The sequence below is a fragment of the Streptomyces cyaneofuscatus genome (assembly GCF_000718135.1).
GTDB lineage: Bacteria > Actinomycetota > Actinomycetes > Streptomycetales > Streptomycetaceae > Streptomyces > Streptomyces cyaneofuscatus.
Map to the genome: position 1 here is coordinate 60,456 of NZ_JOEM01000001.1, position 23,108 is coordinate 83,563.

The 23,108-nt window shown below is 70.3% G+C and carries 22 protein-coding genes; 10 read left to right on the top strand and 12 right to left on the bottom strand.

Annotated elements, in window-relative coordinates; genetic code table 11:
• Positions 1-38 precede the first annotated feature (38 nt).
• The 3 genes from IF17_RS0100295 to IF17_RS0100305 all read right to left on the bottom strand — a co-directional run bounded on the left by IF17_RS0100295 (position 39) and on the right by IF17_RS0100305 (position 3,279).
• Positions 39-635, bottom strand: coding sequence for a GNAT family N-acetyltransferase (locus IF17_RS0100295; protein WP_030560935.1), 597 nt, complete (start codon positions 633-635; stop codon positions 39-41).
• Positions 636-736: 101 nt separating this feature from the next.
• Entirely contained in the window at positions 737-1,780 is a 1,044-nt protein-coding gene (locus tag IF17_RS0100300; RefSeq protein WP_030560937.1) for a family 2 encapsulin nanocompartment cargo protein polyprenyl transferase, read from the bottom strand.
• Positions 1,781-1,872: 92 nt separating this feature from the next.
• A complete protein-coding gene (locus tag IF17_RS0100305; RefSeq protein WP_030560940.1) occupies positions 1,873-3,279 on the bottom strand; it encodes a family 2B encapsulin nanocompartment shell protein in 1,407 nt (468 codons plus the stop codon).
• Between the two features lie 175 nt (positions 3,280-3,454).
• Here IF17_RS0100305 and IF17_RS0100310 point away from each other — a divergent pair, with 175 nt between their 5' ends.
• The 3 genes from IF17_RS0100310 (at position 3,455) to IF17_RS0100320 (ending at position 6,166) form a co-directional block, all read left to right on the top strand.
• Positions 3,455-3,901, top strand: coding sequence for an RrF2 family transcriptional regulator (locus IF17_RS0100310; protein WP_030560942.1), 447 nt, complete (start codon positions 3,455-3,457; stop codon positions 3,899-3,901).
• A gap of 106 nt (positions 3,902-4,007) precedes the next feature.
• On the top strand, positions 4,008-5,204 hold the full coding sequence (locus IF17_RS0100315) for a globin domain-containing protein (RefSeq protein ID WP_030560944.1): 1,197 nt from the start codon (positions 4,008-4,010) through the stop codon (positions 5,202-5,204).
• Between the two features lie 41 nt (positions 5,205-5,245).
• Positions 5,246-6,166, top strand: a complete 921-nt coding sequence (locus IF17_RS0100320; RefSeq protein ID WP_030560946.1) for a 1-aminocyclopropane-1-carboxylate deaminase/D-cysteine desulfhydrase — start codon at positions 5,246-5,248, stop codon at positions 6,164-6,166.
• Here the strand turns inward: IF17_RS0100320 and IF17_RS0100325 are convergent.
• On the bottom strand, positions 6,142-7,743 hold the full coding sequence (locus IF17_RS0100325) for a Na+/H+ antiporter (protein ID WP_030560948.1): 1,602 nt from the start codon (positions 7,741-7,743) through the stop codon (positions 6,142-6,144). The genes IF17_RS0100320 and IF17_RS0100325 overlap by 25 nt on opposite strands.
• Positions 7,744-7,778: 35 nt before the next feature.
• On the opposite strand from IF17_RS0100325, the gene IF17_RS0100330 reads away from it, so the two are divergent.
• The 3 genes from IF17_RS0100330 (at position 7,779) to IF17_RS0100340 (ending at position 9,631) form a co-directional block, all read left to right on the top strand.
• Positions 7,779-8,039: a UBP-type zinc finger domain-containing protein gene (locus tag IF17_RS0100330; protein WP_030560950.1), complete on the top strand. Its 261-nt coding sequence runs from the start codon at positions 7,779-7,781 to the stop codon at positions 8,037-8,039.
• Between the two features lie 231 nt (positions 8,040-8,270).
• Complete coding sequence (locus IF17_RS0100335) at positions 8,271-8,684, top strand: ATP-binding protein (RefSeq protein ID WP_018510034.1); 414 nt, start codon at positions 8,271-8,273, stop codon at positions 8,682-8,684.
• A gap of 23 nt (positions 8,685-8,707) precedes the next feature.
• Positions 8,708-9,631 (top strand): RNA polymerase sigma factor SigF, encoded by a 924-nt coding sequence (locus IF17_RS0100340; RefSeq protein WP_026241107.1) that lies wholly within the window; start codon positions 8,708-8,710, stop codon positions 9,629-9,631.
• A 44-nt stretch (positions 9,632-9,675) separates the two neighbouring features.
• Here IF17_RS0100340 and IF17_RS0100345 read toward each other — a convergent pair whose 3' ends face one another.
• Positions 9,676-10,125, bottom strand: a complete 450-nt coding sequence (locus IF17_RS0100345; protein ID WP_030560952.1) for a hypothetical protein — start codon at positions 10,123-10,125, stop codon at positions 9,676-9,678.
• 145 nt (positions 10,126-10,270) lie between these two features.
• On the opposite strand from IF17_RS0100345, the gene IF17_RS0100350 reads away from it, so the two are divergent.
• Together IF17_RS0100350 and IF17_RS0100355 are read left to right on the top strand one after the other, a co-directional pair.
• Entirely contained in the window at positions 10,271-11,239 is a 969-nt protein-coding gene (locus tag IF17_RS0100350; protein ID WP_030560953.1) for a diacylglycerol/lipid kinase family protein, read from the top strand.
• Positions 11,240-11,559: 320 nt separating this feature from the next.
• Entirely contained in the window at positions 11,560-11,817 is a 258-nt protein-coding gene (locus IF17_RS0100355; protein ID WP_003953983.1) for a WhiB family transcriptional regulator, read from the top strand.
• A gap of 170 nt (positions 11,818-11,987) precedes the next feature.
• On the opposite strand, the gene IF17_RS0100360 is transcribed toward IF17_RS0100355, so the two are convergent.
• Together IF17_RS0100360 and IF17_RS0100365 are read right to left on the bottom strand one after the other, a co-directional pair.
• On the bottom strand, positions 11,988-13,454 hold the full coding sequence (locus IF17_RS0100360; RefSeq protein WP_030560955.1) for a sensor histidine kinase: 1,467 nt from the start codon (positions 13,452-13,454) through the stop codon (positions 11,988-11,990).
• 403 nt (positions 13,455-13,857) lie between these two features.
• Complete coding sequence (locus tag IF17_RS0100365; protein ID WP_030560958.1) at positions 13,858-14,940, bottom strand: SIS domain-containing protein; 1,083 nt, start codon at positions 14,938-14,940, stop codon at positions 13,858-13,860.
• A gap of 185 nt (positions 14,941-15,125) precedes the next feature.
• Here IF17_RS0100365 and nagB point away from each other — a divergent pair, with 185 nt between their 5' ends.
• Positions 15,126-15,911: a glucosamine-6-phosphate deaminase gene (nagB, locus tag IF17_RS0100370; protein ID WP_030560960.1), complete on the top strand. Its 786-nt coding sequence runs from the start codon at positions 15,126-15,128 to the stop codon at positions 15,909-15,911.
• 136 nt (positions 15,912-16,047) lie between these two features.
• Here the strand turns inward: nagB and IF17_RS0100375 are convergent, their stop codons facing one another.
• The 4 genes from IF17_RS0100375 to IF17_RS0100390 form a co-directional block, all read right to left on the bottom strand.
• The gene (locus IF17_RS0100375; RefSeq protein WP_030560962.1) at positions 16,048-17,583 is read right to left on the bottom strand and encodes a glycoside hydrolase family 3 protein; all 1,536 of its coding nucleotides are present in this window, start codon (positions 17,581-17,583) and stop codon (positions 16,048-16,050) included.
• A 9-nt stretch (positions 17,584-17,592) separates the two neighbouring features.
• Positions 17,593-18,453: a carbohydrate ABC transporter permease gene (locus IF17_RS0100380; RefSeq protein WP_030560964.1), complete on the bottom strand. Its 861-nt coding sequence runs from the start codon at positions 18,451-18,453 to the stop codon at positions 17,593-17,595.
• A complete protein-coding gene (locus IF17_RS0100385; RefSeq protein ID WP_030560966.1) occupies positions 18,450-19,457 on the bottom strand; it encodes a carbohydrate ABC transporter permease in 1,008 nt (335 codons plus the stop codon). Before IF17_RS0100385 ends, IF17_RS0100380 begins: the two co-directional genes overlap by 4 nt.
• 115 nt (positions 19,458-19,572) lie before the next feature.
• The gene (locus IF17_RS0100390) at positions 19,573-20,871 is read right to left on the bottom strand and encodes a sugar ABC transporter substrate-binding protein (RefSeq protein ID WP_030560968.1); all 1,299 of its coding nucleotides are present in this window, start codon (positions 20,869-20,871) and stop codon (positions 19,573-19,575) included.
• A 279-nt stretch (positions 20,872-21,150) separates the two neighbouring features.
• Here IF17_RS0100390 and IF17_RS0100395 point away from each other — a divergent pair, with 279 nt between their 5' ends.
• Positions 21,151-21,915 (top strand): GntR family transcriptional regulator, encoded by a 765-nt coding sequence (locus tag IF17_RS0100395; RefSeq protein ID WP_018510045.1) that lies wholly within the window; start codon positions 21,151-21,153, stop codon positions 21,913-21,915.
• Between the two features lie 182 nt (positions 21,916-22,097).
• Here IF17_RS0100395 and IF17_RS0100400 read toward each other — a convergent pair whose 3' ends face one another.
• Complete coding sequence (locus tag IF17_RS0100400; RefSeq protein ID WP_030560970.1) at positions 22,098-23,108, bottom strand: aldo/keto reductase; 1,011 nt, start codon at positions 23,106-23,108, stop codon at positions 22,098-22,100.

Sequence of the window (23,108 nt, forward strand, 5' to 3'; positions counted from 1 at the left end):
GCCGCCCTCCTCCCTACACGGCGCGGCCTGGCGAGGCCTCAACCCGCTTGCGGATCACGCCACATGGGCCACATGAACGGGCCGTCCGGCAGTTCGACGGCCCGGCCCAGGAAGCGGAAGCCGAGCCGCTCGTAGAGCGTACGGCTGCGGGCGCTGCTCGCCTCCAGATAGGCGGGTACACCGTCGCGGTCGCAGCGGTCCAGCTCCGCCCGGATGAGCTCGGCCCCGACACCCTCGCCCTGGCGCTGCGGGGAGACACCGATCATGAGCAGGTAGGAGTGGGCGCGGTCGTGCGGGTGCACCTGCCCGGTCAGCCTTCCGACCAGTTCGCACCGCTCGTTGTCGGGGTCGGCGGTCTGCCGCATCAGGGCGGGCGTGGGGTCCTCCTCCTCGGGCGCACCGGCGGGCACCGGAAGCCACAGGGCCACGGCCGCGCCGTCTTCGGCCACATCGATACGGCCTTCGGCGAGGGTGATGTCGGCGAAGACGCCGAGGAACTTGCCGTGCACCGCCCGCCGGTGCGCCTCGTCGGGGAAGACCCAGCTGCTGACCGGGTCGTGGTGGAAGGCCTCCTCCAGGACCGATACGACCAGTCCCCTGTCGTCCTGGCCCGCCTGCTGAATCCGTATGCCCATGACCGGCTTCCACCCCTTCGCCCGCTGCTCTCGACGCTCTGCTCTCAACCAACCTCCGGAATACTAGAGTTGACGGGCTGGGGCTGGGCCGGTGAGGACGGTCAGCTGGTGCGGCGGGTGACGAATTCGGCCAGGGCCAGCAGGTCACCGGCTCCGTCGGGGTCGGGGACCGCCCGGGAGAGGTGGTGCACCGCCCGGGCCATCCGGTCGGCCGCGCAGACCTGGGCCCAGTCCCGGCCGCCGGCCCGGTCCACGGCGTCGGCGGCGCGGTCCACCTCCGCGGCGGTGGTCATGGGTCCTCGGTAGAGCGCGGCGAGTTCGGCGGCGGCCGGGGTTCCGGAGGTCAGGGCCGCCACGACGGGCAGCGACTTCTTGTGGGCGGCCAGGTCGGCGCCGACGGGCTTGCCTGTGCGGGCCGGGTCGCCCCAGATGCCGATCAGGTCGTCGATGAGCTGGAACGACAGGCCGGCCTCCCGTCCGAAGCCGTCCATGGCGCGGACCGCCCGGTCCTCCGCCCCGGCGCAGAGGGCGCCGAGCGCGCAGGCACAGCCGAGCAGGGCGCCGGTCTTGGCGGTCGCCATGGTCAGGCATTCGTCCAGCGTGACCTCGTCCGGGCCGCGCTCCTCGAAGGCGCAGTCGGCCTGCTGGCCCGCGCAGAGCTCGATGACGCAGGAGGAGAGGCGGGCCGATGCCCGCTGTGCGGCCGGGTGGGTGTCCTCGGCCAGCAGGCGCTGGGCGAGGGCCAGCATGGCGTCGCCGGTGATGATCGCGTCCGGGACGCCGAAGACGGCCCAGGCGGTGGGCCGGTGTCTGCGGGTGGTGTCCTCGTCGATGACGTCGTCATGGAGGAGGGTGAAGTTGTGGGCCAGCTCGACGGCGACGGCGGCGCGCACGGCGCGTTCCGGATCGCCGCCCAGCGCCCGGGCCGCCGCCAGCACGAGGGCCGGCCGGATGGCCTTGCCCGCCTGTCCGGCAGCGGGCGTTCCGTCGGCGTTCTCCCAGCCGAAGTGGTACATCGCGATCCGGCGTATGCCACCGGGCAGCGATTCCACGGCCGATCGCAGATGCGGGTCGACGATGGCGCGGGTGCGCTCCAGCAGCGCCGCGGCCTCGTGCCCTTCCGTCGCTGCGTCCGTACTGGTCATGGTCACGGTCACTCCCTGGGGCGGTGCGATGGGGCGGGGCCCCGGCGGCCCGGCCGGTGTCGGCCTACCGGGCCGCCGGGGGTGACACGGGGTCAGCGCCAGCGGCTCACCTCCACGTTCTCCAGCACGCCGAGGGCGTCCGGTACCAGGATGGCGGCGGAGTAGTACGCAGTCACGAGGTAGGAAATGATCGCCTGCTCGTCGATGCCCATGAAGCGGACCGAGAGGCTCGGCTCGATCTCGTCCGGGATCCCGGTCTGCTGGAGGCCGATGACGCCCTGCTCGGCCTCGCCGGTCCTCATGCAGATGATGGAGGTGGTGCGGGCGTCGGTGACCGGGATCTTGTTGGACGGGAAGATCGGCACGCCGCGCCAGGCCGGCACGTGATGACCGCCGATGTCCACGCTCTCGGGGACCAGTCCGCGCCGGTTGCACTCGCGGCCGAAGGCGGCGATGGCGCGCGGGTGGGCGAGGAAGAGCTTCGATCCGCGCCGCCGCGAGAGCAGCTCGTCCATGTCGTCGGGGCTGGGCACCCCGTCGTGCGGCTGGAGCCGCTGGCCGTAGTCGCAGTTGTTGAGGAGGCCGAACTCCCGGTTGTTGATGAGCTCGTGCTCCTGGCGCTCGCGCAGCGCCTCGACCGTGAGCCGCAACTGCTGCTCGGTCTGGTTCATCGGCTGGTTGTAGAGGTCGGCGACCCGGCTGTGCACCTTGAGGACGGTCTGCGCGACGCTCAGCTCGTACTCGCGGGGCGCGGCGTCGTAGTCGACGAAGGTGTGCGGGACGACGGCCTCGCCGACATGGCCGGCGGAGAGGTCGATCGCCGCCTCGCCGTACTTGTTGGTCCGCTGATGCGGGATGGAGAGCAGACCGGCGAGGTGGGCGCGGAGCGGCTCGGCGCGCTCCGCGAGGTTGAACACGTCCGCGCGGCTGAGCGTCAGCAGCGTGCACGCGGTGACGGCCCGGGCGGTGTACTCCCAGACGGCGTCGCCGTCGACCAGGCTCTGATCACCGAAGTACGCCCCGTCGGCGAGGACTTCGAGCTCGGTCTCGTCCCCGTAGAGACCGGAGCCGATCTTCTCGACCTTGCCGTGCGCCAGCAGGAAGACCCGGTCCGCCGCGTCCCCCGCCGCGGCGAGCACCTCCCCCGCGGCCACGTCCCGCTGCTCGCACCTGCGGGCGAGCTCGGTGAGGACCTCCTCGTCCTCGAAGTTGCGCAGAGCGGGCAGCTCTCCCAGCTCGGCGGGGATCACGGACACCCGGTCCCCGGTCTGAACGAACGTCACCCGGCCGTCACCGACCGAATAGCTGAGCCGACGGTTCACCCGGTACGTACCGCCCTGTACCTGCACCCACGGCAGCATCTTCAGCAGCCACCGTGAGGTGATCTCCTGCATCTGCGGCGCGGATTTGGTGGTCGTCGCGAGGTTCCGCGCAGCCGCCGTCCCCAGACTCTGCTGCGGCGGCGCCTGCGTGTCGCGAACCTCTTCACCAACGGACATCTGACGTCCTTTCAATCATGGGCTGACCTGCTGGAGAAGCCTTTCAGCAGAGGACGCCGCCCGCCATTACACAAAAGAGTGTGACTAATCGGCCTTCGGTCGGGGCACGTTGCTCCCCGTCGCCCCGCGGACCGCATAAGTTGCATCCAAGATGCAATTTATCTAGGGTGGAGCCATGCGGCTGACCAGATTCACCGATGTGGCGCTCCGCGTGCTCATGCGGCTGGCGGTCGCGGAGGGCGCGGACCCGCCGACCACGCGCGAGGTGGCGGACACCATGCGGGTGCCCTACACGCACACGGCCAAGGTCGTCGCCCGCCTCCAGCACCTGGGCCTGCTCGACGCCCGCCGCGGCCGGGGAGGCGGCCTCACCCTCACCACCGCCGGGCACTCCGCCTCGATCGGCACTCTCGTGCGGGAGCTGGAGGGCACGGACGACGTCGTGGAGTGCGAGGGCGACACCCCCTGCCCGCTGCGCTCCGGCTGCCGGCTGCGCGGCGCCCTGCGGCGGGCACAGGAGGCCTTCTACGCCTCGCTCGACCCGATCACCGTCACCGACCTCGTCGCCTCCCCCACCGGCCCCCTGCTGCTCGGCATCGGCAGCGGGCCACCACCGGACTGAGCCCGGCCCCGCCGCCTGTCCAGCACGCCCACCGGCCCAGGCCGGGCATCACCGTGCCCAAAAATAAGCACCCAAGATACCAATTAACACAGAGGAGCCCCTCCGCATGCTCTCCGACCGGTCCACCGCCACTGTCCGTGCCACCCTTCCCGCCGTCGGCGCGGCCATCGGGGACATCGCCGACCTCTTCTACAAGAAGCTCTTCCAGGCCCACCCGGAGCTGCTGCGCGATCTGTTCAACCGGGGCAACCAGGCCTCCGGCGACCAGCGCACAGCCCTGGCCGGGTCCATCGCCGCGTTCGCCACCGCGCTGGTCGAGCACCCCGGCACCCGGCCCGACGTGATGCTGAACCGGATCGCCCACAAGCACGCCTCGCTGGGGGTGACCCCCGAGCAGTACGAGGTGGTGCACACCCACCTCTTCGCCGCGATCGCCGACGTACTGGGTGACGCGGTCACCCCTGAGGTCGCCGCGGCCTGGGACGAGGTCTACTGGCTGATGGCGAACGCCCTCATCACCATCGAGGCGCGCCTCTACGCCCAGCAGGGCGTCGTGGCGGGCGACGTGTGGCGGGAGTGGGAGGTCGCCGCACGGGTCGAGGAGACCGAGGACGTCGCCACCTTCCACCTCCGCCCCGCGGACGGCGGTGACGCGCCCGCCTTCCGGCCCGGCCAGTACGTCTCCATTCAGGTCGAACTGGCGGACGGGGCCCGGCAGATACGCCAGTACAGCCTCTGTTCCTCCCCCGGCTCCCGGCTGCGCTCCATCACCGTGAAGCGGGTGCGCGGGCAGGAGTTCCCCGACGGCGAGGTCTCCCGCCACCTCCACGAGCACACCCGCGCGGGCGACCGGCTGCGCGTCTCCGTCCCCTACGGGGACCTGGTCCTCGACCACCTGGACGCGCCCCTGCTGCTGGCCTCGGCGGGGATCGGCTGCACGCCCGTGCTGTCGATGCTGGAGTACCTGGCCGAGCAGGGCCACGACCGCCCGGTCACCGTCGTGCACGGCGACTGTTCCCCCGCCGACCACGCCCTGCGCGCCCACCACGTCCGGCTGACGGAGAGGCTCCCGGCCGCCGAGCCGCACTTCTGGTACGAGTCCCCGGAGGCCGGCCACCCCGCCCACCGGACCGGCCTCGTCGACCTGAACGGCATCACCGTGCTGCCGGGCACCCACGCCTATCTGTGCGGCCCGCTCCCCTTCATGCGCACGGTCCGCACCCGGCTGCTGGAGGCCGGGGTGCGCCCGGCCGACATCCACTACGAGGTGTTCGGCCCGGACCTCTGGCTGGCGAGCGCATAAGCAGAAAGGAGAGTGCCGCCGGGGCGGGCCACAATAGGCACGTGAACCGCCCCGAGACCCTCCTGCGCCCCCGGGTGCCGTCCCCGCTCCAGGAGGTCCGGGACGACCGCTTCGCCCGGCACGGGACCACACTCCTCCTCAAGCGGGACGACCTGATCCACCCCGATCTGCCGGGCAACAAGTGGCGCAAGCTCGCCCTCAACCTGGAGGCGGCCGCCGGGCGGCCCGTGCTGACGTTCGGCGGCGCCTACTCCAACCACCTCCGGGCCACCGCCGCGGCCGGCCGGCTGCTGGGCTTTCCCACCGTCGGAGTCGTACGCGGCGACGAGCTGGCGCACCGCCCGCTCAACCCCTCGCTCGCCCGGTGCGCCGCCGACGGCATGCGGCTGCACTTCGTGGACCGTACGACCTACCGGGCGAAGGCCTCACCCGAGGTCCTGGAGGGGCTGCTGAGGCTGTTCGGGGACGTGGAGGTGATCCCGGAGGGCGGCAGCAACGCCCTGGCCGCACAGGGCTGCGCAGCGCTGGGGCGCGAGTTGCGCGGGCACACCGATGTGGCGGCCGTGGCCTGCGGGACCGGCGGCACCCTGGCCGGGCTCGCGGCGGGGCTGGCCAGCGGGCAGCGCGCCCTGGGCGTACCGGTGCTGCGCGGCGGCTTCCTCGGGGCGGCCGTGACCGCGCTCCAGGACGAGGCGTTCGGCGGTCCGGCCGGGGACTGGTCGCTGGACGAGCGCTTCACCTTCGGCGGCTACGCCCGTACGACCCCGGAACTGGACGCCTTCGCCGCGGACTTCGAGGACCGGCACGGGCTGCCGGTGGAGCGGGTCTACGTGGCCAAGCTGCTGTTCGCGCTGACGGCCCTGGCCGAGGAGGGGGCGTTCGCGCCGGGCACCCGGGTGAGCGCGGTGATCACCGGCACGCCCGATGCGCCGGGTCCTCAGGAGTCGTCCGTCTCCCGGTAGGCGGCCGCCTCCTCCAGGTCCAGCCGGCGCAGCAGCGTACGCATCATCTCGTCGTCGATCCGCCGCTCGTCCCGGAGCCGGACGAAGACCTCGCGTTCGGCCTCGATCATCTCGCGGGAGAGCCGCCGGTAGGTGTCGTCCGCCGACTCGCCCGTGACCGGGTCCGCCGCCCCCAGCCGTTCCCAGACGGAGTTGCGGCGCCGCTCCAGCACGTTGCGCAGCCGGTCGGCCAGCGGGGGCGGCAGGCTGTTGTGCGGGTCGGCGAGCAGCTCCTCCAGGCGGGCCTCGGCGGCCACCGACGCCTCGCTCTGGGCCTGCGCCTCGATGAGCGTCTCCTTCTGCGGGTCACGTCCCGGAAGCTTCAGTACGCGGACGAGGACAGGCAGGGTCAGCCCCTGGATCACCAGCGTGGCGATGACGGTGGTGAAGGTCAGGAACAGCACCAGGTTGCGGGCCGGGAACGGCTCGCCGTCGTGCGTGGCCAGCGGGATGGAGAAGGCGACGGCGAGCGAGACGACCCCGCGCATGCCCGCCCAGCCGACGATCAGGGGCGCGGTCCAGTCGGTGCCGGGCTCCCGCTCCCGTACCCGCTTCGACAGCCATCGGGGCAGGTAGGTGGCCGGATAGACCCAGATGAAGCGGACCACGACGACCGCGACGAAGATGATCGCCGCGTAGCCGAGCGCCTCGGTCGCGCCGCCCGCTTCGAGCCCCTTGAGGACGAAGGGCAGCTGGAGCCCGATGAGAGCGAAGACCGTGGACTCCAGGATGAAGGCGACCATCTTCCAGACCGCGGCCTCCTGGAGGCGGGTGGCGAAGTCGACCTGCCAGGAACGGTGTCCCAGATAGAGGGCGACGACGACCACGGCGAGGACCCCGGAGGCGTGCACCCGCTCGGCCGCCGCGTACGCCACGAACGGGATCAGAAGAGAGAGCGTGTTCTGGAGAAGGGCCTCCTTCAGGTGCGTGCGCAACCAGTGCAGCGGCACCATCAGCAGCAGTCCGACCCCGACCCCGCCGACCGCGGCCAGCAGGAACTCGGCGATCCCGGCGGCCCATGTCATCCCCTCCCCCACCGCCGCGGCCAGCGCCACCCGGAAGGCGGTGATCGCGGTGGCGTCGTTCACCAGCGACTCGCCCTGGAGGATGGTCGTCACCCGGGCGGGCAGCCCGACCCGGCGGGCGATCGCGGCGGCCGTCACGGCGTCCGGCGGCGCGACCACGGCCCCGAGGACCAGTGCGGCCGTCAGCGGCAGCTCGGGGATCACGAGGTACGCCAGCCAGCCCACGGCGAGGGTGGCGAAGAGCGTGTAGCCCACGGAGAGCAGCGCGACCGGCCGGATGTTGGCCCGCAGATCGAGGTAGGAGCTGTCGACGGCGGCCGTGTAGAGCAGCGGGGGAAGCAGCAGCGGGAGCACGATGTGCGCGTCCAGGTGGTACGTCGGAACGCCCGGCACCAGGCCCGCGATCAGGCCGACCGCCACCAGGACGAGCGGCGCGGGAACGGGCGTGCGGCGCGCCGCCCCGGCGACCGCCGCACTGGCCGCGACCAGTGCCACCAGCGGCAGCGCGTCCATCTCACCGTCCTCGGATCCGTCGTAACCTGCCCATCATGAGCGAGTGTGCGCATGTAGCGGATCTGCCACGCCCCGAGCCCGTACCGCTCGGGGAGACCTGCCCCGAGTGCCTGGCCGCGGGAACCCATCCCGTGCAGCTGCGGCTCTGCCTGACCTGCGGGCACGTCGGCTGCTGCGATTCCTCACCCCTGCGGCACGCCACCGGGCACTTCCGGGAGACCGGTCACCCGGTGATGCGGAGCTTCGAGCCGGGCGAGAGCTGGCGCTGGTGCTTCGAGGACGGTTCGATCGTCTGACGTCTGGGTACGTCAATCCGGCGCCGGTTCTTCGTAATTGGACGCCGCAGACCCCTAGCCACTGTGTGTACTCATGGGTTTACTATGAGTGATGGCCGGGGGATGGGGTGCGGGCGACACTGCATCATGGATCCGATAGCGTCGCCGAGCTGAGAACCGTCGACCGACCACATGGCTCCGGGCCACCCTTCCCGGAACCTCGAAAGAGTTTGTGCCACCTTGGAGGTGAGGGTGTCCCAGATCGCAGGCGAGCCCGGGAATCAGGACTTCGTAGAGGTCCGGCTGCCCGCTGCGGGTGCCTACCTGTCGGTGCTGCGAACGGCCACGGCCGGTCTCGCAGCGCGTTTGGACTTCACTCTCGACGAGATCGAGGATCTCCGTATCGCGGTCGACGAGGCCTGCGCGATCCTGCTTCAGCAGGCCGTGCCCGGCTCCGTCCTCAGCTGCGTGTTCCGGCTCATCGACGACTCTCTCGAGGTGACGGTGTCGGCCCCCACGACGGACGGCCGCGCACCCGAGCGGGACACCTTCGCCTGGACGGTGCTCTCCGCACTGGCCGGCAAGGTCGAGTCGACGGTCGCCGACGACCGTACGGTCACCATCAGCCTCTACAAACAGCGCGGCGCGGGCCCCGGGCCGGCGTGAGCGACGGGAACGGGGACGGTCCTGTGCGGGACGAGACGATCCGACCCGGGGTGGTGCGCCCAGCAGGCATCCCGGAGCAACAGGCCCGGCCGCATCCGGTGGACGGAGCGGACGGGCCCCAGGGGCTCAACGTCGCGGTGGAGCAGTCGCAGGAGCGGGCGGGCCAGATGAGCGAGCACGGGCACCACGATCCACACGACCGCAGCGGGGCCCGGGCCCTGTTCATCGAGTTGCGGGAGCTTCCCGACGGCTCCGCGGAGAAGGCGGAGCTGCGCAACCGGCTGGTCCGGATGCATCTGCCGCTGGTGGAGCACCTGGCCCGGCGCTTCCGCAACCGCGGGGAGCCGCTGGACGACCTGACGCAGGTCGCCACGATCGGGCTGATCAAGTCCGTGGACCGGTTCGACCCGGACCGGGGCGTGGAGTTCTCGACGTACGCGACCCCCACGGTCGTCGGCGAGATCAAGCGCCACTTCCGGGACAAGGGCTGGGCGGTGCGGGTGCCCCGCCGCCTCCAGGAGCTGCGGCTCTCGCTGACCACGGCCACCGCCGAGCTCTCCCAGCAGCACGGCCGCTCGCCGACCGTGCACGAGCTGGCCGAGCGGCTCGGCATCTCCGAGGAGGAGGTGCTGGAGGGCCTGGAGTCGGCCAACGCGTACAGCACGCTCTCGCTGGACGTGCCGGACACGGACGACGAGTCCCCCGCCGTCGCGGACACGCTGGGCTCCGAGGACGAGGCACTGGAGGGCGTGGAGTACCGGGAGTCGCTCAAGCCGCTCCTGGAGGACCTGCCGCCGCGCGAGAAGCGCATCCTGCTGCTGCGGTTCTTCGGCAACATGACCCAGTCGCAGATCGCCCAGGAGGTCGGCATCTCGCAGATGCACGTCTCCCGGCTGCTGGCCCGCACGCTGGCCCAGCTCCGCGAGCGCCTGCTCGTCGAGGAGTAGAACGGCCGACCGGCCCTCCGCAGGGCGCCACCGGGTCCCGGGGCTCAGGCTTCCGGGTCCGCTCCGGCGCCCCTGCGCAGGCCCAGGATCCGGGTGGTCGCCGGGTTCAGGACGAACACCAGACCGGTCACGGCGACCGCCGCCAGGACGATCCCGGCCGGGATCAGCGCGCCCTGGGAGCGCAGCAGCGTCCACGCCACCGGCAGCGCCATGATCTGGGTGATCAGTGCCGGACCCCGGCTCCAGCTCCGCAACAGCATCAGGCCGCGGGCGGCGATGAGCGGGATGGCGCCCAGCGCGATCAGCGTGATGCCGACCGTCTCCGCCTGCTGCGGACTCTCGGGGCGCCCGAGCACCCCCATGACCAGCAGGTAGAGCCCGCTGACCGCGAGCGCGGCGCCTTCGAGGCCGTTGATCCCGGCGAGGGCGGTGATCCTTCGCGGGCGCTCCGTCGCGGCGGGCGAGGGGGTGGAGGGGGTCGCTTCAGTGCTCACACCGTTCAGGTTGGCATCCCCGGGCTCCGGAAGTGAAGCCGGGGTGGAGAACGCCGACCGGGTGGGCGTCACGGAACGTGACCGGTCCTGAGCTGAGCGAACCGCGACTTCGGTACCGAACCACCCGGTAGGTACTCTGGCGGGCATGCGCGCACTCCTCGTGGTCAACCCGGCAGCCACCACCACCAGTGCACGCACCCGTGACGTCCTCATCCACGCCCTGGCCAGCGAGATGAAGCTGGAGGCGGTGACCACGGAGTACCGGGGTCACGCACGGGACCTGGGGCGACGGGCGGCCGACAGCGACGACATCGGCCTGGTGGTCGCCCTTGGCGGCGACGGCACGGTGAACGAGGTCGTGAACGGGCTGCTGCACCGGGGCCCGGACGTGGACCGCGTCCCGAAGCTCGCCGTGGTCCCCGGCGGCTCCACCAACGTCTTCGCACGCGCCCTGGGGCTGCCCAACGACGCCGTGGAGGCGACGGGCGCGATCCTGGACGCCCTGGAGCACCGGAGGGAGCGCACGGTCGGCCTGGGGCTCGCGGCCGGCACCCCGGGCACCGAGGACGAGTCCGTACCCGAACGCTGGTTCACTTTCTGTGCCGGTCTCGGTTTCGACGCCGGAGTGGTCGGCCGGGTCGAACAGAAGCGCGAGCACGGCAAGCGGTCGACGCATGCGCTGTACGTGCGCCAGGTGGTCCGGCAGTTCCTGAACGAGGCCCACCGCAGACACGGGACGATCACGCTCGACGTGCCCGGCCAGGAGCCCGTCACCGACCTCGCGCTCTCCATAATCTGCAACACCGCCCCCTGGACCTACCTGGGGAATCGTCCGGTGTACGCCTCTCCGAAGGCCTCCTTCGACACCGCTCTGGACGTCCTCGGACTGAAGCGTCTGTCGACCTCGGCGGTGGCCCTCTACGGCACCCAGCTGCTCACTTCGAGCCCTGACAGAGGGCCGCGCGGGAAGCACGCTGTTTCACTGCATGACCTCACGGACTTCACCTTGCATTCAAAGGTCCCACTGCCCTTCCAGATGGACGGCGACCACCTGGGACTGCGTACGAGCGTGACGTTCACAGGCGTACGCCGTGCACTGCGTGTGATTGTGTGAGTGGAAGGGCCGAAAGTCCTTTAACTCGAACGTTTGGCCTGGCCCCCACCCCTTAGAAGTGCGGCTGTGACCTAGTCGACACCGAGGAATCAAAAAAAACTTTCCAGAAGGGGTTGTATCCGCCGCCGAGGTTTGCGAATCTCTACATGGCGATCGGGACGGCCCGCAACACCGGCCTCCACTGAGAGCCAGAACCCCTCCTCACCATCACAGACCACACCCAGTGCTTCTGGGAGTCGGCCCGTCATCTGTGGGGGGATTCGTGAAAGCGTTCACATTCACAAGCAACAAGCGTGTAATACCAAGGAGAGGTAGCAGCCATGGACTGGCGTCACAACGCCGTTTGTCGTGAGGAAGACCCCGAGCTGTTCTTCCCCATCGGCAACACCGGTCCTGCGCTGCTGCAGATCGAGGAAGCCAAGGCCGTCTGCCGTCGCTGCCCCGTCATGGAGCAGTGCCTGCAGTGGGCGCTCGAGTCCGGCCAGGACTCCGGCGTCTGGGGTGGCCTCAGCGAGGACGAGCGCCGCGCGATGAAGCGCCGTGCCGCTCGCAACCGGGCGCGTAACGCCAGCGCCTGACCGACGCCCCCCACGAACACGCCTCAGCCAGGCGGCGCGTACAGAGCGTGCGCACAGCCCCGCCTTCGAGTCGCAGCGCGCAGTACCCCGGAGCGCATCGCAACGTGAGCATCGCGGAGCGGGCCCGGACCGTCACCACGGTCCGGGCCCGCTCTGTTGTGTCCCGTCAGTTATTTGTCACCGCGCACCGGGAGGTCCAGCACCACCTGGGTGCCGCGCTCCGGCGCCGGGACCATGCCGAACGTGCCGCCCAACTCCCCCTCGACCAGCGTCCGTACGATCTGGAGCCCCAGATTGCCGGCCCGCTGCGGGTCGAATCCCTCGGGCAGACCGCGCCCGTCGTCGGTGACGGTGATCAGCAGCCGGCCCTCGGTCGGTGAGCCGCCGCGCACGGCGGAGACCTCCACCGTGCCCTGATCCCCCACCGCGAACGCGTGTTCCAGGGCGTTCTGCATGACCTCGGTCAGCACCATGGAGAGCGGGGTGGCGACCTCGGCGTCCAGGATGCCGAAGCGGCCGGTGCGCCGGCAGGTCACCTTGCCGGGCGAGATCTCGGAGACCATCGCGATGACCCGGTCGGCGATCTCGTCGAACTCGACGCGCTCGTCCAGGTTCTGCGAGAGCGTCTCGTGGACGATCGCGATCGAACCGACGCGCCGCACCGCCTCGTTGAGCGCCTCGCGCCCCTGTTCGGAGTCCATCCGGCGCGCCTGGAGGCGCAACAGGGCGGCCACCGTCTGGAGGTTGTTCTTCACCCGGTGGTGGATCTCCCGGATGGTCGCGTCCTTGGTGATCAACTCGCGTTCGCGGCGACGGAGTTCGGTGACGTCCCGGAGCAGGACCAGCGAGCCGATGCGGACGCCCTTGGGCTTGAGCGGGATGGCCCGCAGCTGGATCACCCCGCCCTCCCCCTCCACCTCGAACTCGCGCGGCGCGTACCCGCTGGCCACCTTGACCAGGGCTTCGTCCACCGGGCCCCGGGAGGGCGCCAGTTCGGCGGTGGTGGTGCCGAGGTGGTGGCCGACCAGGTCGGAGGCGAGGCCGAGGCGGTGGTAGGCGGAGAGGCCGTTGGGGCTGGCGTACTGCACGACCCCGTCCGCGTCCAGCCGGATCAGGCCGTCGCCGACGCGCGGGGAGGCGTCCATGTCGACCTGCTGGCCGGGGAAGGGGAAGGACCCGGCGGCGATCATCTGGGCCAGGTCGGAGGCGGACTGGAGGTAGGTGAGCTCCAGCCGGGAGGGGGTGCGCACGGTGAGCAGGTTGGTGTTGCGGGCGATGACGCCGAGGACCCGGCCCTCACGGCGTACGGGGATGGACTCGACCCGTACGGGAACCTCCTCGCGCCACTCCGGGTCGCCCTCGCGCACGATCCGGCCCTCGTCCAGGGCCGCGTCCAGCAGCGGGCGGCGGCCGCGCGGCACCAGATGGCCGACCATGTCGTCCTGGTAGGAGGTGGGGCCGGTGTTGGGCCGCATCTGGGCGACCGAGACGTACCGCGTGCCGTCGCGGGTGGGGACCCAGAGCACGAGGTCGGCGAAGGACAGGTCGGAGAGCAGCTGCCACTCCGAGACCAGCAGATGGAGCCACTCGAGGTCGGTGTCGCTCAGAGCGGTGTGCTGGCGGACGAGATCGTTCATGGAGGGCACCTGTGGAGCGTACCCGGGGTTAACAGCGGTGTTCGAACCGATCGGCGCCGGGAGCCGTGCCTCAGGGATAGGCGCCCGTGTTGGACGGGATGTCGATGGACAGGGCGCGGTGTACGGCCCGAGAATGTCGCGCACATGGATGGACACAGGCAATTGGTCTAGTCCACAATGAGTTCACCAAGACCTCCACTCTCCCCGCACAGGAGAGTGGACCGAGGCACCCGGCGCTCTCTGCCCTGACCGCGCCACGGTGCCTCCTGTGGCCGGGGGCACCGCACACCGCCGGCCAGGTAGCTCCGGGCTGCGGTGCCGGGCGGGCTGAGGGTCCCGCCCTGGCGCCGCGGCCCGCGGGTGTTTCCGGGGCCGTACGTTTCCGGGCCGTACGGTCCACTTCTCAGCTGGTCTCCGTGACCTTCGCCAGGGCGCGCGGCGAGTCCGGGTCCTGGCCCCGCGCGATGGTGACCTCGTACGCGAGCATCTGGAGCGGCAGGATCTCCAGGATCGGCTGCAACTCCTCGGGCACCCCCGACGTCGGCAGCGAGAAGCCCGCCGACGCCGCTTCCACCTGAGCCTTCGGTCCGACCACAAAGAGGTCCGCGCCACGTCCGCGCAGCCGGTCCAGCACCGGCTGGAGGGCCTCGCCGCCCCGGCCGTCGGTGACCACGGCGATCACCGGGGAGATGTTGTCGACCATCGCCAGCGGGCCGTGCAGGAGGTCGGCGCCCGAGTAGGAGAGAGCGGGGATGTAGCTGGTCTCCATGAGCTTCAGGGCGGCTTCCTTGGCCGTGGGGTAGCCGTAGCCGCGCGAGGTGATCACCATGCGCTCGGCGAAGCGGTAGCGGGCGGCCAGCGCCTTGACCTCGGCCCGGCGGCCCAGGATCGCGCCCGCCAGGTCGGGCAGGGCCGACGCCGCCTCCGTACCGTCGACGCCCGCCAGGCCCTCCACGAAGAGGTACAGGGAGAGCAGGGAGGCCGTGTACGTCTTGGTGGCCGGCAGCGCCTTCTCCGGGCCCGCCAGGATGTCGATGTGGAACTCGGATACGGCGGCGAGCGCGGAGTCCGGGTTGTTGGTGACGGCGAGGGTGACCGCACCGGCCTCCCGGGCGGCCCTCGTGGAGGCCACCAGGTCCGGTGAGCCGCCCGACTGACTGACGGTGACGACCAGGACGTCCCGCAGATCGGGCTTGGCCCCGTACGCCGTCGTGGTGGACATGGAGGCGAGGCCGCAGGGCAGGCCGAGCCGGATCTCCAGCAGGTACTTCGCGTAGAGCGCCGCGTTGTCGGAGGTGCCGCGCGCGGTGAGCAGGACGAAACGGGGCTTCCTGGCGGCGATCTCGGCGGCCACCTCGCGGATGCGGGGCGCGCCTTGGTCGAGGATGCGCCGCAGCATCGCGGGCTGCTCGGCCATCTCGCCGGACATGATGCGGCCGGGCACATCGCGCTGGTCGTCGGGGCCGGGCGGAGGGGTGGCTGACATGAAGGGTGCCTCCCGATGCGGTGTCGTACCGGACAAGTCGACCAGGCAAACGCGGGGTCCGCCAGCGGGCGGCGCGGGTGGACCGAACCGTGGCCCGTTCACCGCACAGACGGCCGATTCTGCTAGATTGGGCCTTTGATTGGTCTATACCACAGGGTTCCACTCATCAGATCGGCAGGCACAGCGTGGAAGTTGTCATCGTCCCGGACGCCACGGCAGGCGGCGAACTGATCGCGGAGGCCATCGCCTCCCTGCTCAGCCGCAAGCCCGACGCCCTGCTCGGCGTTGCCACCGGCTCTACCCCGCTGCCCATCTACCGCGCGCTGGCGGCCAAGGTCGCCGCCGGGGCCGTCGACGCCTCGCGCGCCCGGATCTGCCAGCTGGACGAGTACGTCGGGCTGCCCGTGGGCCACCCGGAGTCGTACCGCTCCGTGGTCCTGCGTGAGGTCGTCGAGCCGCTCGGGCTCTCCGAGGCGTCCTTCATGGGCCCGGACGGCTCGGCCGAGGACGTCCAGGCGGCCTGTGAGGCGTACGACCGGGCGCTGGCGGAGGCCGGCGGGGTCGACCTCCAGCTGCTCGGCATCGGCACCGACGGGCACATCGGCTTCAACGAGCCGTGCTCGTCGCTCGCCTCGCGCACCCGGATCAAGACGCTGACCGAGCAGACCCGGGTGGACAACGCGCGCTTCTTCGACGACGACATCGACCAGGTGCCGCACCACGTGATCACCCAGGGCATCGGGACGATCCTGGACGCCCGGCACCCGATCCTGCTGGCCACCGGTGAGGGCAAGGCGGAGGCCGTCGCCCAGACCGTGGAGGGGCCGGTCGCCTCGATCGTGCCGGCCTCGGCGCTGCAGCTGCATCCGCATGCGACGGTGGTGGTGGACGAGGCGGCGGCGTCGAAGCTGAAGCTGGCGGACTACTTCCGCGCCACGTATGCGGCTAAGCCGGCGTGGCAGGGGTTGTAGGCCGTACGCCTGTACGTGCGGGAAGGGCCAGGACACCGTGAGGCGTCCTGGCCCTTCCCGTTGTGCCGCCCGTCCGGCGAGAGGCTTTGTCCTCAATCGCCGGACGGGCTCGATTTTCGGCCTTGCGGCCTCGCCCTCAGACGCCGGACGGGCTGGAAGTCACCGCTTCCGCCGCCGCCTGGCCGCAGACCCTCGACGCGCCGTGGGTGGCTATGTGGAGCGCTCCCCGGGGGGTGGACTCCGGGACGCCCATCTCGACCACGATCGTGTCCGGGCGGGCCGCCAGCAGGGCGTCCAGCGCCGCGCCCATCCAGGCGTGGCGGTGTTCGTCGCGGACGACGGCGACGATGCGCCGATCCCCCGCCGCCGTGACCGCCTCGGCCACCGGGTCGGCGCTCTCGCTGGTGTACCGGCCCGACTCCGTGCCCGGCAGGAGCCGGGTGAGTCCGGCGGCGATGCCCCAGGGGGTCTCGTCGCCGACCGCGATGTTCGCCACCGCGGAGAACTCCGCGACGTAACCCGGCTCGGTCAGCCGGTCGCCGGTGCCGGTGATCTTCAGCGCGCGGCGGGCGGCCACCAGGCCGATGTCGGAGCTGACTCCGGTGCCGGGCGCGGTCCCCTCCTGCACTTCCGCGCCCGGCTCCGGGACGTCCCCCCGGGCCCCCTGCGTCCAGGACGCGAGGGCTCGTACACGGGCGGCCGCATCCGCGAGCCGCTCCTCGGCCAGGTCTCCGCTGTGCACGGCCGCCACCAGGGCGTCGCGCAGACGCAGCACCGTCTCCTCGTCGGCCAGCCCGCCGCCGACGCAGATCGCGTCGGCGCCCGCGGCGATCGCGAGGACCGATCCGCGCTCGATGCCGTAGGTCCTGGAGATGGCTTCCATCTCCACGCCGTCGGTGACGATCAGGCCGTCGTAGCCCAGTTCCTGACGGAGCAGACCGGTGAGGATCCGCGGACTCAGGGTGGCCGGGCGGTCCGGGTCGAGTGCGGGAAGCAGGATATGCGCGCTCATCACCGATTTGGAACCCGCTGCGATGGCCGCCCGGAAAGGCAGCAGCTCACGGGCGTGCAGGGTGTCGAGATCCACATCGATGCGGGGCGTCGCCAGGTGCGAGTCGACCGCGGTGTCGCCGTGGCCGGGGAAGTGCTTGGTGCAGGCGGCGACACCGGCGGCCTGGAGCCCCTCGATGTACGCGGCGGTGTGCCGGGCCACCAGCGCCGTGTCGGCGCCGAAGGAGCGTACGCCGATGACCGGGTTGTCCGGGTTGGAGTTGACGTCCGCGGACGGCGCCCAGTTGAGGTTGACGCCGCACACGGCAAGCCGGCGGCCGAGCTCGTGGGCGACGGCCCGGGTCAGGCCGGTGTCGTCGACGGAGCCGAGGGCGAAGTTGCCCGGGAACGAGGAGCCGTCCCTGACCTCCAGGCGGGTCACGTCCCCGCCCTCCTCGTCGATGGCGACGAGGACATCGTCCCGCTCGGAGCGCAGCCGCGCGGTGAGGGCGGCGAGCTGCTCGGGCGACTCGATGTTGCGGCCGAACAGCCCGACGGAGGTGAGCCCTTCACCGACGCGGCGCAGCAGCCAGTCCGGTGCGGTGGTTCCGGTGAATCCGGGCTGGAGCACCGCGAGCGCGTCGCGCGTCAGGGTGTCCGTGGTGGAAACGAGGGTGGTCATGGGCCCGCACTATCCCTTCACAGCGCCGGAGGTGAGGCCTGCGGCCATCTTCTTCTGGATGATCATGAAGAAGATGACGACGGGCAGGGCGATCATGGTGGAGGCCGCCATGAGTGCGCCGTAGTCCGTTCCACGCTCGGTGGTGAAGGTCATCAGCCACACGTTGAGCGTGTACTTGGAGTTGTCGTTGATCAGGATGTACGCGAAGAGGTACTCGTTCCACGCGTTCACCAGGGCGAAGATCGACGCGGCGGCGAGCCCGGGGGCGAGCAGCGGGAAGACCACCTTGCGGAAGGCCCCGAAGCGGGTGAGGCCGTCGACCATCGCGGACTCCTCCAGCTCCACCGGGATGTTCACGACGAAGCCGCGGATCATGATGGTGGCGAAGGGCAGCGTGGCGACCAGGTAGACGACGATCAGGCCCCAGTACTCGTCGATCCCGCCCATGGCGTTGAGCTGGGCGTAGATCGGGATGAGCATCGCCGTGGGCGGCAGCATCTGCACCAGGATCATGATCAGGAGCAGCGGCTTGCGGCCGAAGAAGCGGAACCGGCCGATCGCCAGGGCCGCCAGGGTCGCGATGATCATGCCGCCGACCACCGCGGTGACGGCGACGATCAGGCTGGACTGGATGGCGGTGGTGAAGTTCGGCTGGTCGACGGCGCGCGCGAAGTTGTCGAAGGTGATCGACGTGGGCCACAGCGTCTGGTTGTAGCTGCGGATCTCGCGGTTGGGCCGCAGGGAGCTGATGACCAGCCAGTAGACCGGGAAGATCATGACGACGGCGATGCCGAGGCCGAGGATGTCCAGGTGGAGCCGGCTCTTCTTCCGGTCCGGACGCAGCGCCTGTGTTTTGGTCGTGCTGCTCATTCGACCTCTCCCGTCTTCATGAGCTGGCGCAGGTAGTACACGGCCACGCCGGACAGCAACACCACCGTGATGAGGGCGATCGCGGTGCCCTGGCTGAAGGAGGTGGACTCGAACGCCTTGGAGTAGGAGTAGAGGCCGAGGGTCTCGTACTCCGGCTCGGGCTTGTTGCCGCGCAGCAGCCAGATCTGGCCGAAGACGTTGAAGTCCCAGATCACCGAGAGGGTGGCGACCATGGTGAAGACCGGCTTGATGACCGGCCAGGTGACGAACTTGTAGATGCCGTAGGCGCTGGCGCCGTCGAGTGCCGCTGCCTCTTCCAGTTCCTGGGGGACCTGGGTGAGGGCGGCGTACAGGGTGACGACGACGAACGGGATGGCGCCCCAGACGACCAGCAGGGTGATGATGCCGAAGCCCTGGATCGGGTTGAGGTACCAGTTGTGTCCGAGCCAGTCCTCGCCGACGACCTTGGCGATCAGCGTGTTGATCAGCCCGTAGTCGGAGTCGGCCATGAACCGGAAGATCGAGGCGGCGACCATCAGCGGCATCGACCAGGCGGCGATCAGGGCCACCGTCAGGACGAGCCGGACCCAGGTGGAGAGCTTGCGCATGAGCAGGGCGACCAGCAGCCCGATGCCCATCGTCAGCGTCACGCAGATGGCCATGAAGACGACCGTGCGGAAGGTGACCCACCAGAACTCGGAGTCGCCGAGGATGTTGGTGAACTGTTCGAAGCCCACCCAGGGGGCGGGCTCTCCGGACCACAGTTCACGTCGGCCCATGTCCTGGAAGGACATGACGACCGTCTTGCCGAGCGGGTAGAGGTAGACGGCGGCGATCGCCACGATCGCCGGGAGGATCAGGAAGTAGGGGAGGAGTTCGCCCTTCTTCCGCTTCCTCTTCTGTACCCGGGGCGCATCGCCGTCGGAGGACGACTTCCCGGTCGGCTGCGGGTCGGGTGGTACGGGGACCGGCGGCCCGACGGCCTTGGTATCAGCGGCAGACACGTGGCTGACCTTCCATCGCGGGTCCGAGGCGGGCCCCGGAATTCACGGCGTTCACTTGCGGGAAGAGGGCGGGGGCCCGGCAGCGATGCCGGGCCCCCGCCTGGCGACCGGAAGGTCAGGACTTCTTGTTGATCAGGGCGTTGATCTTGTCGTCGGCCTTCTTGGAGGCGTCGGCGACGGAGGCACCCTTGAGGATCTCCAGGAGGACGTTCTCCAGGATCTCCTCCTTCTCGACGGAGGCCCAGCCCGGGGCGATCGGCGTGAACCAGGCGTCCGGCACCGCGTTGGCGATGGCGGCGGTCTCCGGCTTCGTCTTCAGCGGCTCGAGCTGCTTCTCGTTGTTCGGGAGGACGTTCTTCGACGCGAGGACGTCGCCGCCCTTGGCGTTGGTGAAGAGGGCGATCCAGTCCTGGCCGAGGTCCTGGACCTTGGACTTGGAGATCGTCGCGAGGTCCGAGCCGCCGATGAAGGACGGGAGGGCCTTGCCCTCGGGGCCGGGGATACCGGCCGTGGCGATCTTGCCCTCGAGCTTCGGGTTGCCGTTCTCGCCACCCGTGACGCTGCCGGCCTCCCAGGCCTGGCCGTAGATCACGGCGGCCTTCTCGTTGGCCATGACGTTGGCGTGGTCCTGCTCGTCCTTCGTCTGGTCGGCCTTGTTGTACTTCTTGACCAGGTTGACGAAGTGCTCGAGGCCCTTCTGCGACTCGGGGGAGGAGAGCGAGCCCTTCCACTCCTTGGCGCCCTCGTCGTAGGTGGCTATCTGGCCACCGTAGGCGGCGACGTAGGACATCGCGGCGTACCAGTAGCGGCCCGGGAAGTAGAGCGAGGAGGCGCGCTTGTCCTTCTTGGCGAGGGAGGTGGAGACCTTGTCCATCGCCTTGAGGAACTCGTCCTCGGTCTGCGGGAGCTCGTCGCTGCCGGTGCCGGCCTTCAGCATGTCCTTGTTGTAGACGGCCAGACGGGCACTGGCGTAGTAAGGAACGCAGTACGTCTTGCCCTCGAAGGTGCAGGTGTCCTTCAGACCCTTGATCCAGGTGTCCGAGTTCTCGTACTTCTTGGGGTCGATTTCCCCGAGTGCACCATTGAGGATGTACTGCATGGTCTCGGTGTTGCCGAGTTCGACAACGTCCGGGAATTTGTCGCCACCGAGGGAGGTGTCAAGCTTCTTGACCTTGTCGGCCCACTGCTGGTACTGAACCTTGACCGTGACGCCGGGGTACTTCTTCTTGAACTCGGCGTTGGTGTCCTTGACCAGCTCGGGCCAGGTCGACTGGGCCTCGCCCATCAGCCAGACGGTCAGGGTCTCCTTGCGGTCCTTCGGGTCCTGCGACGATGCCTTGTCGTCGGAACCACACGCCGCGACCGAAACCAACATGCCCGCGACACCGATAGCCGCGATGAGCTTGCGCTTCACGTCAAACCCTCCTCAGGGATGCTGCAACCCCACCCACCGCGAAGACATTCGACGAGTTCTGCTGGGGCTGGACCTGGTCTTTAATGGTTTAGACCAGTACCGGGAGCTTGGCCTAGACCTTTAGGGGTGTCAAGGGTGTATAAGAAGTGCACTCGCGTCCGTTATAGGACCGACACCTAAGGGAGGGCGACGACCCGTGACCGGACCGTGCCACCATGTGAGCCGCGACAGACGGAGGAGCCGGTGACGGCAGCAACGCAAGCGTCGGAGAGGCGGGCCATGGGTGCCGACGGGGGCAGTTCGGGGAGCGAGACCGGCAACGGTACGCGCACCGCGCGCGTACCGAAGTACTACCGGCTCAAGCGGCATCTCCTCGACATGACCGATACCTTGCCGCCCGGCACCCCGGTGCCGCCCGAGCGCACCCTGGCGGCCGAGTTCGACACCTCGCGCACCACCGTGCGCCAGGCCCTTCAGGAGCTGGTCGTCGAGGGCCGGCTCGAACGCATCCAGGGCAAGGGGACGTTCGTCGCCAAGCCCAAGGTCTCCCAGGCGCTCCAGCTGACCTCGTACACCGAGGACATGCGCGCCCAGGGCCTGGAGCCGACGTCCCAGCTGCTCGACATCGGCTATGTCACGGCGGACGACACGCTCGCCGGGCTGCTGGACATCTCGACGGGCGGCCGCGTGCTGCGCATCGAGCGGCTGCGCCTCGCCAGCGGCGAGCCGATGGCGATCGAGACCACGCATCTTTCGGCCAAACGCTTCCCGGCGCTGCGCCGCTCGCTGGTGAAGTACACCTCGCTCTACACCGCGCTCGCCGAGGTGTACGACGTCCGCCTCGCCGAGGCCGAGGAGACCATCGAGACCTCGCTCGCCACCCCGCGCGAGGCCGGTCTGCTGGGGACGGACGTGGGGCTGCCGATGCTGATGCTCTCCCGCCATTCCATCGATGGCCAGGGCGAACCCGTGGAGTGGGTGCGATCGGTGTACCGGGGCGACCGGTACAAGTTCGTGGCCCGCCTGAAGCGGCCGGTGGACTGAGGGACGTACCGACGTACCGACACGTACGGAGGGACGCAGGAACGCCGACAGCCGGTGGCCCGGGGGGATTGCCCCCTGGCCACCGGCTGTTTCCGGTCAGAACCTCGGCCGAACACCCCTATGGATCACGGTCGCGTCACCGGTAGGGCGACTGTTCGGGCCACCGGTCCGGCCGGCCCGTGTCAGCGCAGCTCCGGGTCCGTCTCGATGACGCTGTACGGGTACGGGAGCACCTGCCGGCTCGCCTCCGTGAGCAGCTCCGCGTCGGCCGGGTCGAGGTCCAGGTCGGCGGCGCCCAGGTTGGTCTCCAGCTGCTCCAGGGTGCGGGCGCCCACGATCGGGGCCGTCACGCCCGGCCGGCCGAGCAGCCAGGCGAGGGCGAGGACGGGCACCGCGAGGCCGGTGCGCCCGGACACCTCGTGCAGGGTGTCCAGCACCCGCCAGGTCCGCGCATCGCCTTCGTACGCGCTCCACGACTCACCCCACCCGAGCCGCTCGGCGGTCTCCACCCGGGTACCGGAGGGCGGTGCCGTCGTGCCGCGCCGGATCGCTCCGCTCAGCCAGCCGCCGCGCAGCGGGCTCCACGGGATCACGCCGAGGCCCTCGTTGCGGCTGACCTCCATCAGCTCCCACTCGGCGGAGCGGTCCAGCAGGTTGTAGAGCGGCTGGAGGGCGGTGAACGGCTCCCAGCCGTGCGCCCGGCTGAGGTCCACCGCCTTCTGGAGCTGCCAGCCGGAGAAGTTGCTCGCCCCGATGTAGCGGACCTTCCCGGAGGTGACGAGGGCGTCCAGCGTGGCGAGGGTCTCCTCCAACGGGGTGCCCGGGTCCCAGGCGTGCACCTGGTAGAGGTCGATGTGGTCGGTGCCCAGGCGGCGCAGGCTCGCCTCCACCCCGGCGATCAGGTGGTTGCGGCCCAGCCCCCGGTCGTTGGGGCCCTCCCCGGTGCCGTACCGGACCTTGGTCGCGACCACGACGTCGTCGCGGCGCTGCCCCTTCAGCCAGCGCCCGAGGATCTCCTCGGAGGCTCCGGCCGAGTAGATGTCGGCGGTGTCGACGAAGGTGCCGCCCGCCTCCGTGAAGCGGTCCAGCAGGGCGTGGCTGGTCCGCTCGTCGGCCTCGCGGCCGAACGTCATGGCGCCCAGGCAGAGTTCGCTGACCCTGAGGCCGGTCTTTCCGAGATAGCGGTAGCGCAT

Coding starts and splice junctions, on each gene's coding strand:
- IF17_RS0100400 (WP_030560970.1), bottom strand. CDS start 23,108: ATGCGCTACCGCTATCTCGGAAAGACCGGCCTCAGGGTCAGCGAACTC.
- IF17_RS0100315 (WP_030560944.1), top strand. CDS start 4,008: ATGCTCTCCGACCGGTCCACCGCCACTGTCCGTGCCACCCTTCCCGCC.
- IF17_RS0100300 (WP_030560937.1), bottom strand. CDS start 1,780: ATGACCAGTACGGACGCAGCGACGGAAGGGCACGAGGCCGCGGCGCTG.
- IF17_RS0100365 (WP_030560958.1), bottom strand. CDS start 14,940: ATGTCAGCCACCCCTCCGCCCGGCCCCGACGACCAGCGCGATGTGCCC.
- IF17_RS0100355 (WP_003953983.1), top strand. CDS start 11,560: ATGGACTGGCGTCACAACGCCGTTTGTCGTGAGGAAGACCCCGAGCTG.
- IF17_RS0100350 (WP_030560953.1), top strand. CDS start 10,271: ATGCGCGCACTCCTCGTGGTCAACCCGGCAGCCACCACCACCAGTGCA.
- IF17_RS0100375 (WP_030560962.1), bottom strand. CDS start 17,583: ATGACCACCCTCGTTTCCACCACGGACACCCTGACGCGCGACGCGCTC.
- IF17_RS0100305 (WP_030560940.1), bottom strand. CDS start 3,279: ATGTCCGTTGGTGAAGAGGTTCGCGACACGCAGGCGCCGCCGCAGCAG.
- IF17_RS0100380 (WP_030560964.1), bottom strand. CDS start 18,453: ATGAGCAGCACGACCAAAACACAGGCGCTGCGTCCGGACCGGAAGAAG.
- IF17_RS0100325 (WP_030560948.1), bottom strand. CDS start 7,743: ATGGACGCGCTGCCGCTGGTGGCACTGGTCGCGGCCAGTGCGGCGGTC.
- IF17_RS0100360 (WP_030560955.1), bottom strand. CDS start 13,454: ATGAACGATCTCGTCCGCCAGCACACCGCTCTGAGCGACACCGACCTC.
- IF17_RS0100295 (WP_030560935.1), bottom strand. CDS start 635: ATGGGCATACGGATTCAGCAGGCGGGCCAGGACGACAGGGGACTGGTC.
- IF17_RS0100310 (WP_030560942.1), top strand. CDS start 3,455: ATGCGGCTGACCAGATTCACCGATGTGGCGCTCCGCGTGCTCATGCGG.
- IF17_RS0100395 (WP_018510045.1), top strand. CDS start 21,151: ATGGGTGCCGACGGGGGCAGTTCGGGGAGCGAGACCGGCAACGGTACG.
- IF17_RS0100330 (WP_030560950.1), top strand. CDS start 7,779: ATGAGCGAGTGTGCGCATGTAGCGGATCTGCCACGCCCCGAGCCCGTA.